Origin of the sequence: Cellvibrio japonicus Ueda107, assembly GCF_000019225.1 — a bacterium.
In the GTDB taxonomy this organism is placed as follows: domain Bacteria; phylum Pseudomonadota; class Gammaproteobacteria; order Pseudomonadales; family Cellvibrionaceae; genus Cellvibrio; species Cellvibrio japonicus.
Genome location: NC_010995.1, coordinates 746,573 through 762,031, shown reverse-complemented (window position 1 = coordinate 762,031; position 15,459 = coordinate 746,573). Strand labels below are relative to the sequence as shown.

14 protein-coding genes and 1 tRNA gene are annotated in these 15,459 nt (G+C 58.8%); 11 read left to right on the top strand and 4 right to left on the bottom strand.

The window, feature by feature from the left end; translation table 11 throughout:
* Window positions 1-189: 189 nt before the first annotated feature.
* Both CJA_RS03065 and aroA read right to left on the bottom strand, forming a co-directional pair.
* Window positions 190-609 carry an acyl-CoA thioesterase gene (locus CJA_RS03065; RefSeq protein ID WP_012486306.1) on the bottom strand — a complete coding sequence of 140 codons (420 nt, stop codon included), beginning with the start codon at window positions 607-609 and terminating at the stop codon, window positions 190-192.
* Window positions 609-1,895 (bottom strand): 3-phosphoshikimate 1-carboxyvinyltransferase, encoded by a 1,287-nt coding sequence (aroA, locus tag CJA_RS03060; protein WP_012486305.1) that lies wholly within the window; start codon window positions 1,893-1,895, stop codon window positions 609-611. Before aroA ends, CJA_RS03065 begins: the two co-directional genes overlap by 1 nt.
* Window positions 1,896-2,116: 221 nt before the next feature.
* On the opposite strand from aroA, the gene CJA_RS03055 reads away from it, so the two are divergent.
* From CJA_RS03055 to CJA_RS03005, 11 genes are all read left to right on the top strand, one after another.
* A tRNA-Met gene (locus CJA_RS03055) sits at window positions 2,117-2,193 on the top strand.
* A gap of 341 nt (window positions 2,194-2,534) precedes the next feature.
* A complete protein-coding gene (locus tag CJA_RS03050) occupies window positions 2,535-3,350 on the top strand; it encodes an SLBB domain-containing protein (protein ID WP_012486303.1) in 816 nt (271 codons plus the stop codon).
* Between the two features lie 45 nt (window positions 3,351-3,395).
* A complete protein-coding gene (locus CJA_RS03045; protein ID WP_012486302.1) occupies window positions 3,396-4,748 on the top strand; it encodes a Wzz/FepE/Etk N-terminal domain-containing protein in 1,353 nt (450 codons plus the stop codon).
* A gap of 39 nt (window positions 4,749-4,787) precedes the next feature.
* Window positions 4,788-5,705, top strand: coding sequence for a cyclic di-GMP-binding domain-containing protein, MshE-related (locus CJA_RS03040; protein ID WP_012486301.1), 918 nt, complete (start codon window positions 4,788-4,790; stop codon window positions 5,703-5,705).
* 25 nt (window positions 5,706-5,730) lie between these two features.
* On the top strand, window positions 5,731-7,011 hold the full coding sequence (locus CJA_RS03035; RefSeq protein ID WP_012486300.1) for a hypothetical protein: 1,281 nt from the start codon (window positions 5,731-5,733) through the stop codon (window positions 7,009-7,011).
* A 2-nt stretch (window positions 7,012-7,013) separates the two neighbouring features.
* The gene (locus CJA_RS03030) at window positions 7,014-8,138 is read left to right on the top strand and encodes a glycosyltransferase family 4 protein (RefSeq protein WP_012486299.1); all 1,125 of its coding nucleotides are present in this window, start codon (window positions 7,014-7,016) and stop codon (window positions 8,136-8,138) included.
* Window positions 8,135-9,187, top strand: a complete 1,053-nt coding sequence (locus tag CJA_RS03025) for a glycoside hydrolase family 5 protein (RefSeq protein WP_012486298.1) — start codon at window positions 8,135-8,137, stop codon at window positions 9,185-9,187. Before CJA_RS03030 ends, CJA_RS03025 begins: the two co-directional genes overlap by 4 nt.
* A 31-nt stretch (window positions 9,188-9,218) precedes the next feature.
* Complete coding sequence (locus CJA_RS03020) at window positions 9,219-10,391, top strand: GumK N-terminal domain-containing glycosyltransferase (RefSeq protein WP_012486297.1); 1,173 nt, start codon at window positions 9,219-9,221, stop codon at window positions 10,389-10,391.
* Window positions 10,388-11,131, top strand: a complete 744-nt coding sequence (locus tag CJA_RS03015; RefSeq protein WP_012486296.1) for a WecB/TagA/CpsF family glycosyltransferase — start codon at window positions 10,388-10,390, stop codon at window positions 11,129-11,131. The genes CJA_RS03020 and CJA_RS03015 overlap by 4 nt, the downstream gene beginning before the upstream one ends.
* A 2-nt stretch (window positions 11,132-11,133) precedes the next feature.
* Complete coding sequence (locus CJA_RS03010; protein ID WP_012486295.1) at window positions 11,134-12,213, top strand: glycosyltransferase; 1,080 nt, start codon at window positions 11,134-11,136, stop codon at window positions 12,211-12,213.
* Window positions 12,210-13,700, top strand: coding sequence for a lipopolysaccharide biosynthesis protein (locus CJA_RS03005; RefSeq protein WP_041550985.1), 1,491 nt, complete (start codon window positions 12,210-12,212; stop codon window positions 13,698-13,700). Before CJA_RS03010 ends, CJA_RS03005 begins: the two co-directional genes overlap by 4 nt.
* 37 nt (window positions 13,701-13,737) lie before the next feature.
* Here CJA_RS03005 and CJA_RS03000 read toward each other — a convergent pair whose 3' ends face one another.
* Both CJA_RS03000 and CJA_RS18535 read right to left on the bottom strand, forming a co-directional pair.
* A complete protein-coding gene (locus CJA_RS03000; protein ID WP_012486293.1) occupies window positions 13,738-14,490 on the bottom strand; it encodes a glycosyltransferase family 25 protein in 753 nt (250 codons plus the stop codon).
* Between the two features lie 52 nt (window positions 14,491-14,542).
* On the bottom strand, window positions 14,543-15,364 hold the full coding sequence (locus CJA_RS18535) for a hypothetical protein (RefSeq protein WP_012486292.1): 822 nt from the start codon (window positions 15,362-15,364) through the stop codon (window positions 14,543-14,545).
* Between the last annotated feature and the right edge of the window lie 95 nt (window positions 15,365-15,459).

Genomic DNA, 15,459 nt, shown 5'->3' with positions numbered 1-15,459 from the left:
TTTTATGACAAAAATCACACGAACATACAAAAATGTAAAAATAATCGACAAAAACAGCAATTGAACGTCACCCGAGGAAACAAAATAGGGCATCCCCGAATATCCCCTGAGTTTTTTTGATACGCAATAAAAAAGCCGTCTGCAGCATCTACAAGCGGCCTTCGGAAGCCAATAACAGCCAGCCGCTACCTACTCCAACACCAGTGAGCCGGATGCCAGCAAGCCGGCAATTACGTCCGGCACAAACGGCCTGCCGCGCTCATTCACCGAGGTTCCGGTAATCTTGGCGGCGAGCATAAGCCTGTTATCCGCCCTGCGATAAATATGCTGCAAAAAATCAAAGCGCACCCGGGATGATTGCGCCAGTTCAACCGTGATATAAAACTCATCACCACTGGTCAGCGACAGCTTGTAATCCAGCTCGGCGCGCAACACCACCAGGTTGATTTTCTGCCGCGCAAGCTCGGCAAAATTAATACCTTTCGCCAACAGGAATTCGTGGCGGGCATGCTCCAGGTAATTCTGGTACACCGCATTATTAACCACGCCCTGCATATCGCACTCGTAATCGCGCACCTTAAAGTCGATGGAAAATATTGGTGTATCCATTAGCTCACTACCTGACTGAAGACATCAAAATAGGTGGGGAAGGTTTTAGCTGTGCACTGGGGATCATTGATACGCACCGGCACCCCGCCAAAGGTTGCCAGGGAAAAGCACATGGCCATACGGTGATCATCGTAGGTATCAATCGGCACCTGGGCGTTGAGCGTGGGTACGGGTGTAACCTGCAGCCAATCCTCACCCTCTTCCACAATAGCTCCCAATTTGCGCAGTTCGGTCGCCATGGCCGCAATACGATCAGTTTCCTTCACCCGCCAGCTGGCGATATTGGTCAGGCGCGAGGGCCCATCGCAAAAGAGCGCCACCACCGCCAGGGTCATGGCGGCATCGGGAATATGGTTGAAATCACGATTAAAGGCCTTGAGTGGTAATTGGGGTGCAGACGCTTCGATCCAGTTATCCCCTTTGGTAATGGTCACCCCTATAGCCTCCAGGGCATCGGCAAAGGCCACATCCCCCTGGATACTCTTGGCACCCACCCCCTGCACACGCACCGGGCCGCCACCCAATGCCCCGGCAGCCAGGAAGTAAGAGGCGGAAGATGCATCACCCTCGACATAAACAGTACCGGGGCTCACATAGCCACTGGCCGCCGGGACGGTAAAACGCTCCCAGCCATCGCGCTGAACCTCTACACCGAACTGGGCCATCAGGCGCAGGGTAATCTCGATATAGGGTTTGGAGATGAGCTCGCTCACCAGCTCAATGTGAGTCTCCTTGCCGGTCATCGGCAAGGCCATTAACAAGGCGGTCAGGAATTGGCTGGAGACATCACCGCGAATCTTGATACTGCCTTGCGCAGCAATGTGCGCCGGTTTAATCAGCAGCGGAGGGAAGCCTTCCTGTCCCAGATAAGTGATATCCGCCCCCACCTGGCGCAGGGCATCAACCAGGTCGCCGATAGGGCGCTCGTGCATACGCGGTACACCATGGAGCTTGTAGGTGCCACCGGAAAACGCCAAAGCAGCAGTTAATGGACGAAACGCTGTCCCCGCATTCCCCAGGAACAGGTCTGCCTCTTTATGGGGAAAGCTGCCACCAGTGCCCACCAGGTGATAGTCATTTTCACCGGTCCTGGTCAGCGTTACCCCCAGGGAGGTCAGCGCTTCAAGCATGCGATCCGTGTCATCGGATTTCAGCAGGTCGCGGATCTGGGTCTCGCCTTGCGCCAGGGCCGCCAGTAACAGGGTGCGATTGGAAATACTCTTGGAGCCGGGTAACTGCACAGCCCCCCGTGCATGGGCGCTGGGCGCCAAATCGATAAATTCCATGCTAGGCCTTATCTATCAAGGAGTTAACGTCTACAACGAGGCTATCGACCAGATCGGCACCAGATGCCGCCAAGGGCCCCGAGGTTGGGTGAAAAACGCTGTGCATCATACCTGCATCGGCCTTGGGCCGCATTAGTGGATATACAGGGACAGGCTTTCCGACACTAATTCAAGGTTGACAGCGCCCTTCTCTATCGCCAAAATGCGCGCCTCTCATTTATGGCTAGATAGCTCAGCCGGTTAGAGCACAGCACTCATAATGCTGGGGTCGGCGGTTCAAGTCCGCCTCTAGCTACCATATCTGGAAAGGGTTTGCAGGTTAGCGCTTGCAAACCTTTTTTATTTTTCATCGCGTAAATGGCCTACTGTTAGCCAGTTGCAGATCCCTATTCGGTACCTTCGCAAAATCACCAGCCTGCGCACCACTCAGGTGCAAAACCAACAGTTTTTTCCCGCGCTTTCTCTCCCGCACTCCTCCTTTCGCTGCCGATAACGGCATCCTGTATCACAAAAAGCTGACGCCTTTCGCTTTTTTAGCAGGTGATTGCGCTGAACTGACGGTTTTTCTGTGGTTCGGCCCCGGATTTGCATGGGCTGGTTTATAGCGTTTAAGCAAAGTGCGTTGAAAGGACGGGTGAGATGCGTGGTGTGTGCAGCTTGCAGTGGTCGGCGAGATGGCTGGGAGGATGGCTGATTGGCTTGCTGCTGGCCGGCGAGGTACTGGCCCAGGCCTATAGCCTGGGCATCGGCGATGAGGTTCGCATCAGTGTGTACGGCCAGCCCGACCTGGCTATTGATGCGCAAATCGGGGCGGATGGGGCGGTTGAAGTGCCCTTGCTCGGCCGCTTTAATCTGGCAGGCCGCTCTACCACCGACGCGGCGCAAGCGATTGCAGACCAGTATGAACGCGGCAATTTTTTAAAGCGCGCCCAGGTCAACCTGTTGGTGACGCGCTACCGCAGCCAGTCGATAGCGATCCTGGGGCGGGTAAAACGCGCTGGCAGCCTGGTACTGGAAGGACCGACATCGCTGACCGATGCCCTGGCCTGGGCCGGCGGTATCGCTGACGAAGGCAGCGAGCGGCTGGTGCTGATCCGCACCGATCGCAGCGGCAAGCAGGAGCGGCGCGAATTTGATTTGCAAAAACTGCTGAACCAGGAAGCCGAGCGCCATTCGGTGATCTGGTTACAGGATGGCGACACCCTGTATGTACCACCGGCCGGGCGCTTTTACCTGAGCGGCGAGGTGCGCTCTCCCGGTGTGTATACACTGGATCGGCCACTGAATGTGATGCAGGCACTGGGTATGGGCGGCGGGTTGACCGCCCGCGCCAGCGAACGCTCGGTGAAGCTGTACCGGCCCCAGACCGATGGTTCCTTGAAAGAACGGCGCGCCAAAGCGCAGGACCCGGTGGAAGATGGTGACCTGTTGGTTGTGCAGGAGAGTCTTTTCTAAACCCGGATTGGGGCAAGCGTTAGGGATCGTTTAGGGAGATGTGCGATGAGTCTGACCACTTTGTTATACATACTGCTGGCCCGCTGGCGGGTGATTGCCGGTATTAGCCTGGGCGCACTGCTGCTCGCGCTGGCCTATATCCTGGTAACGCCCCGCACCTATACCTCTACCACCGAATTGCTGGTGGACAGCAAAGCCCAGGATCCCATTTCCGGCCAGCTGCTCTCGGGCCGCACCAACGCTGCCTACCTGGCAACCCAGGCCGATATAGTGCGCAGCCGCAAAGTCGCCGCCAAAGTCATCGATCAATTATCACTGCACCAGGAACCCGGGTTGATCAAGGCAGCAGGCGGCGCGCCAAGCCGCCCCTGGCTGATGGGATTTGTGCGCGAGGGACTGGTTGTTAATCCGCGGCGCGATACCAGTATCCTCGCCATCAGTTTTATCAGCCAGGACCCGCAACTGGCCGCCAAACTGGCTGACGGTTTTGCTCAAGCCTATATACAGACCAACCTGGAATTGCGCATCGAGCCGGCACGGCAAATTAGCGAGTGGTACGACCAACAACTAACCGCCCTGCGCGCAGCGTTAATGGAAAAGCAAAATGCCCTGGCCAGCTACCAGGAGGAACACGGCATCGTGGATAACGAGCGGGTAGACCTGGAGAGCGCCAAGCTGGCGGCCCTGTCTTCACTGCTGACCAGCATCCAGAACGAGCGCCTCGATAGTGAAAGCCGCAGCACCCAACTGAGTGCAGCGACACGCAATGCCAACAGTGCCCAGGCACTGGATGATCCCCAGGTTCAGCGGATTTCCACCCAACTGGTACAGGCGCAGGCGCGTTTAGCTGAGTTGGGCTCCCAGGTCGGTAATAACCACCCCCAGTACCGCCAAGCACAAGCCGAGGTGGATACCCTGAAACGCCAACTCAATCGCACCCTGGAATTGGTCAATACCAGTTTGCGCTCCTCGGTAGCCCTGTCACAAACCCGCGAGGAGCAACTGAAAACCGAGCTGGCCGCCCAAAAAGAGCAATTGCTGCAGCTCAACCGCATCCGCAACCAGCGCAACCTGTTGCGCCAGGAGGTCGATAGCGCCCAGGCCGCCTATGACGCGGCACTGACCCGCGCCACCCAGACACGCCTGGAGAGCCAGATTTCACAGACCGATATTGCCCTGCTCAACGCGGCCAACCTGCCCAGCCGGCCCACCGCCCCCAAAACCGCCATCACCCTGGTACTGGCACTGGTGGCGGGGTTGATGCTGGGCACCGGGTTAGCGCTGTGCCTGGAATGGTTTGATCGGCGGCTGCGCACCGGCGATGACCTGACGAATGGTTTGGGCCTGCCGATCCTGGCGCGTTTGCCCGATGACGGTTTTGGCAAGGCCGGCCCCTGAATGCTGTTGTTCCTGGTGTCTATTTGAGGAGATGTTGTCATGAATGATCTCGCCCAGGCTTACCTCCCTAACGATGAACCCCGTTCGCTGCTGATCGACCCCCTGGCGAAAGAACCCAAGGCGTCCGCCCTGGCAACACGCATGGGGCGCCTGCTGCTGCAAAGCGGCAAAATCGATAGCAGCCAGTTGAATGCCATCATGCAATTGCAAACCACCGAGGGACTGCGCTTTGGCGAAGCCGCCCTCAAGCTGGGGTTGGTGAGTCCTGCCGATATTGGCGCGGTGCTGGCCGAGCAGTTTGCCTACCCGCGCATCGACCCGGGCCACAGCAAGCTGGCGCCCTGCCTCACCGCTGCCTTCCAACCGGACAGTCGCGCCAGCGAAGCCTTGCGCAGCCTGCGCAGCGAACTCTTGCTGCGCTACTTCAACCAGGGCGAGCACCTGAGCCTGGCACTGGTGGGCACAGAGGGCGCCGCCCGTATCGCGCGCACCGGCGCCAACCTGGCGATCAGCTTTGCCCAGCTCGGGCTGCGCACCCTGCTGGTGGATGCCAACCTGCGCGAGCCCCAGTTACACCGCTGGCTTGGTGTCGATGCGCGCCAGGCCGGCCTGTCTGACCTGCTCGCCGGGCGCAGCCGCGCCCAGCCCCTGGCGGTAGAGGAGCTGCAACATCTGTGGCTGCTGCCTGCCGGGACCCCGGCGCCCAACCCCCAGGAGTTACTGGCCAGCCGCCAGTACCGTGAGCGCATGACCCCGCTCTTCAAGGCCTATGACCTGATCCTGCTGAATACCGCCCCACTGGGCAGCACCCTGGATGCCCAACTGGTCGCCGCCCAGGCGGGTGCCGCACTGGTTGTCACCAAAACCCATAGCACCCGACTTAAACCCCTGAGCCAGCACTGCGCCAACCTCACCAGCCTGGGCGTGCGCCTGCTCGGTGCCGCCCTGCATGAATAGCGCGGGCTCTACCGGTAAGTAAGCCATGACTAACCTGATACGCCATACCAGACAAGAGCCGCTGACCCAAGCCGAGTCCGGGTGGGTCATTGGCCTGATGCTGGCGGCAGTCTGCTACCAGGCCCTGCTCTGTGCCCTGAACACCCAGGGCTTGCGCGCCTCGGCAATGCTGGTCGGACTCAGTGAAGGGCTGGTCATCCTGGCCGCCCTGCCACTACTGCTGCGCCGGGTATTGCCCGGGGTGCTGGTACTGGGATTAATCGCCGGGGCCTACTTTTGCGTGGCGGCCTTGGTAAGTGGGCAACTCAACCCCAAAGCCTTGCGCGACCTGGTTATTCCCCTGTGTTTCTTTTGGCTGGGCTGTAACCTGGGCCGTCCCGAACTGGCAGAGCGGGGCTTGCGCATGCTGGTGCTGGTGATCCTCAGCCTGGGCTTGTATGAACTGTTCTGGCTGGACAGCTACACCCGTGTTTTTGATATTTTCGGCTATTACCTCAACACCGGCGGCCTTACCCCCATCACCGATTACGAGCGCGAGAGCCGCCTGCAGCTCAACGGCATCCGCCCCGAGGGCATAGGCCGCACCCTGTTGCCCGGCCTGCTTGGCAGCCACCGGGTGTCTTCGGTATTTCTGGAGCCGGTTTCCCTGGGCAACTTCGCCAGCCTGATCGCCGCCTGGGGCCTGAGCCGCGATGCCAACGAATGGCGCCAGGGCGCCTGGCTGGTGGGCGCCTCGGTCGTCCTGCTGATCCTCGCCGATTCCCGCTTTGCCCTGGTCATGCTGCCGCTGATGATCCTGCTGCGCCTGACATTGCGCGGTGCAGCCTGGAACCTGGCGCTGCTCGCGCCCTTTGCAGCCATCGTCCTGCTGTTGCTGGTCGGCAGCCTGGTCGATAGCAAAATGGGGGATACCTATGCCGGACGCCTGGCAATCAGCGGCTGGGCACTGCTCGATTTTGACCTGTACCTGCTGCTGGGGATGGCGCCACCGCCCAATTACGGTGATATGGGCTATGCCTATTTGCTGTCGCGCCTGGGCCTGCCCCTGTGCCTGCTGTTATGGGCAGCCCTGTGGCTGCTGCCCATAACAGATGAGCGCGGGCGCCGCTTCCGTGCTTTTATCGCCCTGTATGTGGCGCTCATCCTGACCATCAGTGGCAACTCCCTCTTTGCCTTTAAAACTGCTGCCCTTTTGTGGTTCCTGCTCGGTTGCCTGCTGCAAACACCGGCTCCCGCTGCCCGGGGGTTGGCTATCCCGGCACGGGTGCCGCCACGCGCTATTGCTGTCAGTACTTCGGGGGGTTGACGATGGCCAGGGTTATCCATGTGGTTCGCCAGTATTTGCCTTCGGTCGGGGGCATGGAGGAGGTGGTACGCAATATTGCCCGCTACCAGACGCAACGCGGCCTGGGCAGCACGCGGATCATCACCCTCGATCGCCTGTTCCGCAATTCGCGCGAACACTTGCCCGCGCGCGAAATCATCGAGGGGATAGAAGTCATACGCCTGCCTTACAAGGGCTCCAGCCGCTATCCGCTGTGCCCCTCGGTGCTGCGCCACCTGCAGGATGCGGATGTGGTGCATGTCCACGGTGTGGATTTTTTCTACGATTTCCTTGCCGCTACCCGCTGGCTGCACCGGCGCCCGCTGTTGCTCTCCACCCACGGCGGCTTCTTCCATACCCGCTTTGCCTCGCGCGCCAAGCAGGTGTACTTCAAGAGCATCACCCGCCTGTCCGGCCATGCCTATGAACGGGTGGTGGCCACCAGCGCCAATGACGGCCAACTGTTCCGCCAGATCCTGCCTGAGGACAAATTGGAGGTGATTGAAAACGGCGTCGATGTCGACAAATACGCCGACCAATCCTCACCCGAACGGCGCAAAACCCTGGTGTATTTCGGGCGCTGGTCGAGTAACAAAGGGCTGCTCAGCGCCCTGGACCTGTTCGCCGCCCTGCACCGCCAGGATAACGAGTGGCGCCTGATTATTACCGGGCGCGAATACGACCACAGTGACAAGGAGTTACGCCATTACGCCGCTACCTTGCAGTTGGACGATGCGGTCACCCTGGTTCCCAACCCGGACGATAACCAGATCCGTGAGCTGCTGCACCAGGCCAGCTACTTCCTCTGCCTGTCACGCCACGAGGGCTTTGGCATTGCGCCGATTGAGGCGATGAGCGCCGGGCTTACCCCCATCCTGAGCGAGATACCGCCCTTCCGGCGCCTGGTGGATGAATCCCGCCTGGGGTTTATTGCACCGGCAGATGGGCAGGGCTTCATTAGCCAATTACAGGCACTGCACGCCCAGGGCGAGGACGCCTACCGCCAGCGCCGCCTGGCGGCTATGGCATTTGCGCGCCGCTACGCCTGGCCGGCAGTGGCCGAGCGCTACCTGGCACTGTATCGCCAGTTAGCCAGGGGGGCCGCATGAATCGTCCCTGGCGCTTGCTGACCGGCCTGCTGGGCGGCTGGCTGGCACCGGCGTGCCTGGCGGTCTGCCTAAGTGCCGAGCGCTTGACCGGTGTCAACCTGGCCGGGGCCGAGTTCAATTCCAAAAAACTGCCCGGCGTGTTCAACAAGGATTACACCTACCCCACCCAGGCCGAGCTGGTATTTAGCGCCAGCCAGGGCGCCAATGTGATCCGCCTGCCGTTTCGTTGGGAGCGTTTACAGCCCCAGGCCAACGGGTTGCTGGACAGCGCCGAACTGGGGCGCCTTAAAACCACGGTTGAGGCCGCCTATGGCCAGGGGCTGTGTGTGATCCTGGATGTACACAACTACGCCAAATACTTCGGCCAAAGCCTGGGCGATGAGCCTGCACTGGAAGAGGCCTTTATCAACCTCTGGCTGGCGCTGGCCCGCGAGTTTCCCGATGCCGACAAGACCGCCTTCGGGCTGATGAACGAGCCCGCCTATATGCCGCTGGAGCGCTGGACCGCCCTGGCACAGCGCACCCTGGCGGCCCTGCGCAACGCCAAGGCACCCAACCTGGTGCTGCTCGGGGGTGGCGGCTGGAACGGTTTGCACAGTTGGTTCAATGAGCAGGATGGCGTCTCCAATGCCAATAGCCTGGCGGGGCTGGAGGATCCACTCAAGCGAACCATTATCGAGGTACACCAGTACGCCGACAGCAACTATTCGGGCACCCGCCAGGAGTGCCTGGCAGCCGATCATTTTGATAGCCGCTTTGAGCGTATCCGCGCCTGGGCCGATGCCCAGGGCCTGCAACTGTTTCTGGGCGAGTTCGGCGTCGCGCCCAACAGCCAGTGCCTGGCAACCCTGACCCGCTTCCTGGAACTGATGGATAACGCCCAATGGAAAGGCTGGACCTACTGGGCCGCCGGGCGCTGGTGGGGCAGCTACGCCTTTGCGCTCAACACCAGCAGCACCGAACCCTCGGCCCAGTGGGCCTTGCTACGGCAATTCTTTTTTCGCCCGGCATTAAGTCCACCCCTGCCGCCCACACGCAACGAATCCTGAGGACATATCCCTGTTACTACCGGAGACCCGTATGACCGCTCAACCCGCCATTTCAGCAACCCCGGATCGGCAGAGCACTCCCTGTTTCCTGGTGCTGTCCGCCCACGACTTCCGCTCGCCGCGCAAGGCAAACATCCATTTCATCAGCAGCGAACTGGCCCGGCGCGGCCTGACCCGTTTTTTCTCACTGCGCTACAGCCTGCTCTCGCGCTACACCGGCGACCCGCGCCTGTCGCTCGACGGCGAAGCCAACCAGATAGGTTTTTACCACGGCGTGGAATGCTATTTATGGAAAACCCTGATCCATCCATTCAACACCCGTCGCCGCTGGCTGCGCCCGCTGGAAAACCTGCTCTACCGCGGCTATAGCCAGGGCCATAACCGGGTGCTGCGCCGCTGGATTCGCGAAGCCGATGTGATACTGCTGGAAAGCGGTATAGCCCCGGTATTTTTCCCCCTGATCCAACGCCTTAACCCGCGTGCCGAGCTGATTTACCGCGCCTCGGATACCCTGGAGGCCATCAAGGTCGCCGAGTATGTGCAAGGCGCCTTTGCCAGGGCGGCACCGCAGCTGGATACCATCGCCCTGCCCTCCCCGGCCATGGCCGATACGATTCCCAGCCACCACAACCTGGCACTGGTGCCCCAGGGCATAGACCACAGCCTGGCCGAGCGCGCCGATCCCTCGCCCTATGGCGCAGGGATACATGCGGTATCGGTTGGCTCCATGCTGTTTGACCCACAGTTTTTTATCCTTGCGGCACAGCGTTTTCCGAACATCCAGTTCCACGTGATCGGCTCCGGCCAGGGGCGCCACCCGGACTACCCGGCCAATGTGCACGTCTATGGCGAAATGCCTTTCGCCCAAACCCTGCCCTATATCAAGCATGCACAACTCGGCATAGCGCCCTATGTCAGCGACCAGCTGCCCGTCTATTTGCGCGACACCTCCATGAAGCTGATCCAGTACGAATTTTTCGGCGTACCCGCCATCTGCCCTGATTTTATTGCCGCCGATTATCCCCAGCGTTTTGGCTACCAACTGGGTGACGCGGATTCCATCGCCCGCGCCATTGAGCGGGCACTCCATCCCGAGCAGCCCATTCCCCGCCGCCAGGTGCTCAATTGGCAGCAGGTCACCGAGCGCCTGTTGCAGCCCCGGGCATTTCCCGACACCCATTTTGGCCAGGAGCCCAGCCTATGAAATCTGCCCCTGTCACGCTTGCCCTGGGAGGTTTCCCCGTACTGTGTACGCGCGGTGAGGAACTGCAACATCGCCTGCACATGCACCTGCGCGCCGGCGACCAGATGGCCGTCTTTTTTGCCAATACCAACTTTGTGGTGCGGTGCCAGGGGCTGCAGCCAGCCATGGCCGAAGGCTGCCTGATCATCAACGACGGTGTCGGAGTGGACATAGCCACCTGGCTGGTACACCGCAAGCGCTTTCCGCAAAACCTGAATGGATCGGATTTCGTGCCCGGTTTTTTACGCGAGCTGGGGCGCGATGCACGGGTCTTTTTGTTCGGCGGCAAACCGGGTATTGCCCAGCGCGCGGCACAGGCACTGCGCGAGGACTTCGCCGTGCCGGTGGTGGGCACCAGCGATGGCTATAGCCAGGCAAGTGATAACGAAGGCTTGGTCGAGCGCATCAACGCCAGCGGTGCGACCGTATTGCTGGTGGCCATGGGCAACCCGCTGCAAGAGCAGTGGATACTGCAACACCGCAATCAATTGGAAGCGCGTTTGTTAATCGGTGTGGGCGCGCTGCTGGATTTCCTCGCTGGTGATAAACCCCGCGCGCCACACTGGGTGCGCCGCCTGCGCCTGGAATGGCTGTATCGCCTGACCCTGGAGCCGGCGCGCCTGGCGCGGCGCTACACCCTGGATATCGCTGTCTTCCTGGCACTGTGCCTGCGCCGGGGCAAACGGGTCTCCGAGGGGTGAATATGCGCATCCTGGCGGCACCTGCCTTTAGCAACGAAAAGATCAATCCCTACAACGCCCTGCTCTACCGCCAGTTGCAGCGATTGGGAGTCGAGGTGGTGGAATACACACACCAGCGCGCCCTGCGCGAACACTATGCGCTGGCGCATTTCCACTGGCCCGATGGCTATGTCAACCAGCCGGGGTTGGTTAAAACCCTGCAGCGCCTGCTGCTCTTGTCACTGGTGGTGCTGGTATTAAAACGGCGCGGCAGCAAGCTGGTGTGGACGGTTCACAATACGGCGCCCCACGATGCCTGGCGCCCGCGCCTGTCGCAATTGTTCATGCAGTGGTTCAGCCGCCGCTGCGACGGTTTGATTTTTATGAGCGAGGCCAACAAAGCCAGTTTTTACCAGCGCTACCAACCTGCCGCCCACTGCCAATACGCCATCATTCCCCACGGCCACTATCGCCACTGCTACCCACCAGCCATGGCACAGCAGGGTGCCAAAACGGAATTGCAACTCGACCCGGCGCGCAAGGTGTTGCTCTACATCGGCATGATCAAACCTTACAAAAATGTCGATGGCCTGATGCAGGCATTTAATCGCGCCGACCTGCGCGATTACCAGCTGGTGATTGCCGGTAATCCCGACACCCCGGAATTGCGCAAGCAGTTGCAAGCCATGCGCGGTAAACGCACCCACCTGTTTTTGCACTTTATTCCCGATGAAGCATTGCATCGCTACCTGAGCGCTGCCGACCTGGTGATCCTGCCCTATAAAGCCATCCTCAATTCCGGCACCTTATTGCTCGCGCTCTCTTACGATAAACCGGTCATCGCACCGCACATGGGTGCCGTTGCGGATTTGCAACGCGAACTGGGCAGCCAATGGGTTTACGGTTACGCCGGTGAACTCAACTCACACAACCTGGTACAAGCCGTCAGTGCCCTGGTTCGCCATGCGCGCACCGGCCCCTGCCCGCTGGATGCGCTGGATTGGGACAAGCTCGCCCTGGCAACCCTGGCGTTTTACCAGGATGTACTTGCGCGAACCCCGCTTGTACAAGCCGGTGCCGATTTGAAACAGGAACACCCATGAGCTTGAAACACCACTTTGGCACAAGCACCGCCTGGATGAGCGCCGCCGCCAGCGGCAACAGCCTGATCAGCTTTGTGATTTTTATTGTGCTCTCGCGCCTGCTTGCACCGGAGGACATAGGGCTGGTCGCCTTTGCGCTGATTGTGGTGGAGCTGGGAAAAATCCTGGTCAATGCCGGTTTGTCCCAGGCGATTGTGCGTCACACCGATTGGGATAACCGCTATGCAGCCACCGGTTTTTATCTCAACCTGATCCTGGCGGCACTGGTTACCCTGCTGGTGATTTTCCTGGCGGCACCGCTCACCGCACAGCTTTACGATCCGCGCGCAAAACAATTGCTGCAGGTGCTGGCGATTATTTTTTTCCTGGAAGGGGTTAAAGCCATCCACGAGGGCAAACTCAAGCGCGAATTTGATTTTCGCACCATCGCCCTGCGCACCGTCGCGGGCAGTTTGCTCGCCGGCGCGCTGGGTATTGTCCTGGCCCTGAATGGTTTTGGTGTCTGGGCCCTGGTGTGGCAACAAATAGTGAATCAACTGATCGTCACCCTGGTGACGCTCTACGCGGCACGCTGGTGGCCAGGCTGGCAATTTTCCATCATCGATGCGCGCACACTGGTTCGCTTTTCCACACCGCTGACCCTGGCGCAGGCGATTAATAATATTGCATCCAAAGTGTACGAAATACTGGTTGGTTTATTGCTCGGCCCGGCGGCGATGGGTTTTTTCCGGGTTGGCGGTCGCGCCCTGTTTATCCTGCAGGACATATTGCTCAAACCCTTTGAGCAAACCCTGTTACCGGCCCTGGCCAGAATCAGCGATAACGAAGCGCGCGCGCAAAATACCCTGCGCGTGATGCGCATGAGCGCTTACATTACCTTCCCGGTTTTTTTTGGCGCTGCCGCCCTGGGCCCGGAATTTATTCGCCTGGCATTTACCGACAAATGGGCCGAGAGCGGTACCGTCATGACCTGGCTCGCGCTGGGTATAGCACCGCTGGTGATCGGTTACCAGGTCAATGCCGCACTCACCGCCAGCGGCCAGACACGCAAGGTGATGGCCATTGCCAGCGTTGCGTTTGCACTCAACTGCCTTATCGGTCTCGTGCTGGTGCGCTACGGTATTGCCGCCGCTGCCGCCGGTTTTGCACTGCGCACTTACCTGACGATTTTTTGCAATATGCTGTTCTTTAAACAAGCGTTTCATGTCTCGATCCTGCGCCAACTGGGCAGCGTCGCACCCACCTTTAGCGCGGCGCTGGCGATGTTTATCCTGGTGCTTGCCGGCAAATGGCTTATGCCGCCGCACTGGTCGCCGGGCGTGCAAATTGTGTTGCTGGGCAGCGCGGGGGCTTGCTGTTATATCGCCATCATGTCGCTGGTGTTTCGCCAGGAAACCCGACACATTTTGGGCGAAAGCGCCGCCCTGGCACCGGCCAGGGCAAAACCGGTGATCAACAAATTGCAACAGTGGCTGGGATTTATTTAGGTGTGGAATTTATGAAGGGAGATTGATGCAGGAGAACCTAGCCTTTGAACTCCACCCGTTTATAGCCCGCCAGGTAGCGATAACCGCCCTGCAAACACTGCCGGCAATACAAGCGCCAATCGCGCGTTGCCCCCGCTTCGATATTACTGGAAAACGTCACAGCTCCCCGGTGATGCTTATCCTGCACGCACAATGCCGGCGAGGCTTGCAATACCTTGAGCTGGCGCGCAATCGCAGACTCCTCGTGATTAAACAGCAACACATCGGAAGGTTGATGGTAACGCGGAGCCAAATCCAGCAATTGCCTGGCAGTACGCTGGTGGATAATGTAACCACCGGTACACCAGCTGGTGGAAAGCAGGCGATAAAAATAGTGTGAATGGCATTGCAGCGCAGGCTCAGGTCCCAGGCGTACGCGGTTGGTGGAGGTGTCCAGGCGAATAATATCAACACTATCCGCTATCCAGTCATCCCCTTCCAGCAATTCGTACAAGCCGGGCGCAATATGGATGTCATCCTCAAACACAGCGGCAAAACGAACCCGGGAATTCACAATCCGTTGCCAGACACCATAGTGACTGAGGAAACAACCCATCTGCCCGCGCAGCCAACTTTTTTTACCCTGCCGTGGGCGCTGGGCAATAAAACGTTGATATTCCAACTCACTGTACTGGCGCCCGTCCACAGCAGCAAAACGCTCGGGATTAATACCCTGCTGCTGAAAATGGGCTAACACAAACGCCAGTCGCTCTTGATCGCGATCCAGGTTGATCAGGTAAGACGGTATCATTGACGAAAACTCCTGTTGTCGCAGGTTTCTTGCGAAAACACTGATCCACAGACTATTGTAATCCCCGCACCCAACCGGTCTTTTTTAACAGGCGCAAACTGCCACCGACAAGATAGTCATACACAAACCCCGGCAAGCTGTATAACAGCGCCAAGGCATTTTTGTATTCACAACCTAATTCCTGTTTTTCAAACTGTTGCAGCTGGTATTTCTGCTTGATGGCCATCCAGGTTTTGATGCGCTGTTCATTACTCTGCAAGCGCAGGATTTCGCGCTGCCCATCTTTTTTATAGATATCAAACGGGTTAACACAGGTAATGATATCGGAGATGGCCACCTTATCGCCCGGCCCGAGCAGGTTTAGCATCCACCAATCGATACCAAATCCCACCAGGGCAGGATCGTAGACCTCCAGGAAGCGCTGCATAAAGTGCGGCTCCACGACAGGGCAGGTAATTTCAACAAAATTGGTATAGCGGATACTGGTAAACAATTGCCGGCGCGTAATCGGATGACTGATCTTACCGCGCAAGCTGAACGCCGGTTGCAATAATGTCAGGCGCTTTTCCCTATGCAGGGCAAACAGGCGATTGATGCTGGCAGCATCAATAACAATATCATCATCGGCAACCCAGATGGCGCTATAGCTATTGAGCAAATCCGGATTAATCCGGCAGACCCACTGCAAATTGCCCAGCTTGCTTCCCTTGGATTGATAGTAAATATCTGCCTCGGATTTATGCAGCCCCGGCACCGAAGAATAATTCACGATACACACATCAAAATCGGGCTCGGCGCCCTTTTTCCATAAGTGAACCCGAGCGTTTTCACCCGCGGAGGTAAATACCAGATAGTCCTTGCGAAAAGCGTCCATAATGCCTCCAACGATCATTCATTATCTTGAGCCAACCACCACTTCGCACAGGTCAACACGACTGACTTTACGCGCGTTAATCAACGCCCCTGGCG

Bases quoted from the DNA above. Each gene is read 5' to 3' on its own strand.
- CJA_RS03065 (WP_012486306.1), bottom strand. From the start codon at position 609: ATGGATACACCAATATTTTCCATCGACTTTAAGGTGCGCGATTACGAG.
- aroA (WP_012486305.1), bottom strand. From the start codon at position 1,895: ATGGAATTTATCGATTTGGCGCCCAGCGCCCATGCACGGGGGGCTGTG.
- CJA_RS03050 (WP_012486303.1), top strand. From the start codon at position 2,535: ATGCGTGGTGTGTGCAGCTTGCAGTGGTCGGCGAGATGGCTGGGAGGA.
- CJA_RS03045 (WP_012486302.1), top strand. From the start codon at position 3,396: ATGAGTCTGACCACTTTGTTATACATACTGCTGGCCCGCTGGCGGGTG.
- CJA_RS03040 (WP_012486301.1), top strand. From the start codon at position 4,788: ATGAATGATCTCGCCCAGGCTTACCTCCCTAACGATGAACCCCGTTCG.
- CJA_RS03035 (WP_012486300.1), top strand. From the start codon at position 5,731: ATGACTAACCTGATACGCCATACCAGACAAGAGCCGCTGACCCAAGCC.
- CJA_RS03030 (WP_012486299.1), top strand. From the start codon at position 7,014: ATGGCCAGGGTTATCCATGTGGTTCGCCAGTATTTGCCTTCGGTCGGG.
- CJA_RS03025 (WP_012486298.1), top strand. From the start codon at position 8,135: ATGAATCGTCCCTGGCGCTTGCTGACCGGCCTGCTGGGCGGCTGGCTG.
- CJA_RS03020 (WP_012486297.1), top strand. From the start codon at position 9,219: ATGACCGCTCAACCCGCCATTTCAGCAACCCCGGATCGGCAGAGCACT.
- CJA_RS03015 (WP_012486296.1), top strand. From the start codon at position 10,388: ATGAAATCTGCCCCTGTCACGCTTGCCCTGGGAGGTTTCCCCGTACTG.
- CJA_RS03010 (WP_012486295.1), top strand. From the start codon at position 11,134: ATGCGCATCCTGGCGGCACCTGCCTTTAGCAACGAAAAGATCAATCCC.
- CJA_RS03005 (WP_041550985.1), top strand. From the start codon at position 12,210: ATGAGCTTGAAACACCACTTTGGCACAAGCACCGCCTGGATGAGCGCC.
- CJA_RS03000 (WP_012486293.1), bottom strand. From the start codon at position 14,490: ATGATACCGTCTTACCTGATCAACCTGGATCGCGATCAAGAGCGACTG.
- CJA_RS18535 (WP_012486292.1), bottom strand. From the start codon at position 15,364: ATGGACGCTTTTCGCAAGGACTATCTGGTATTTACCTCCGCGGGTGAA.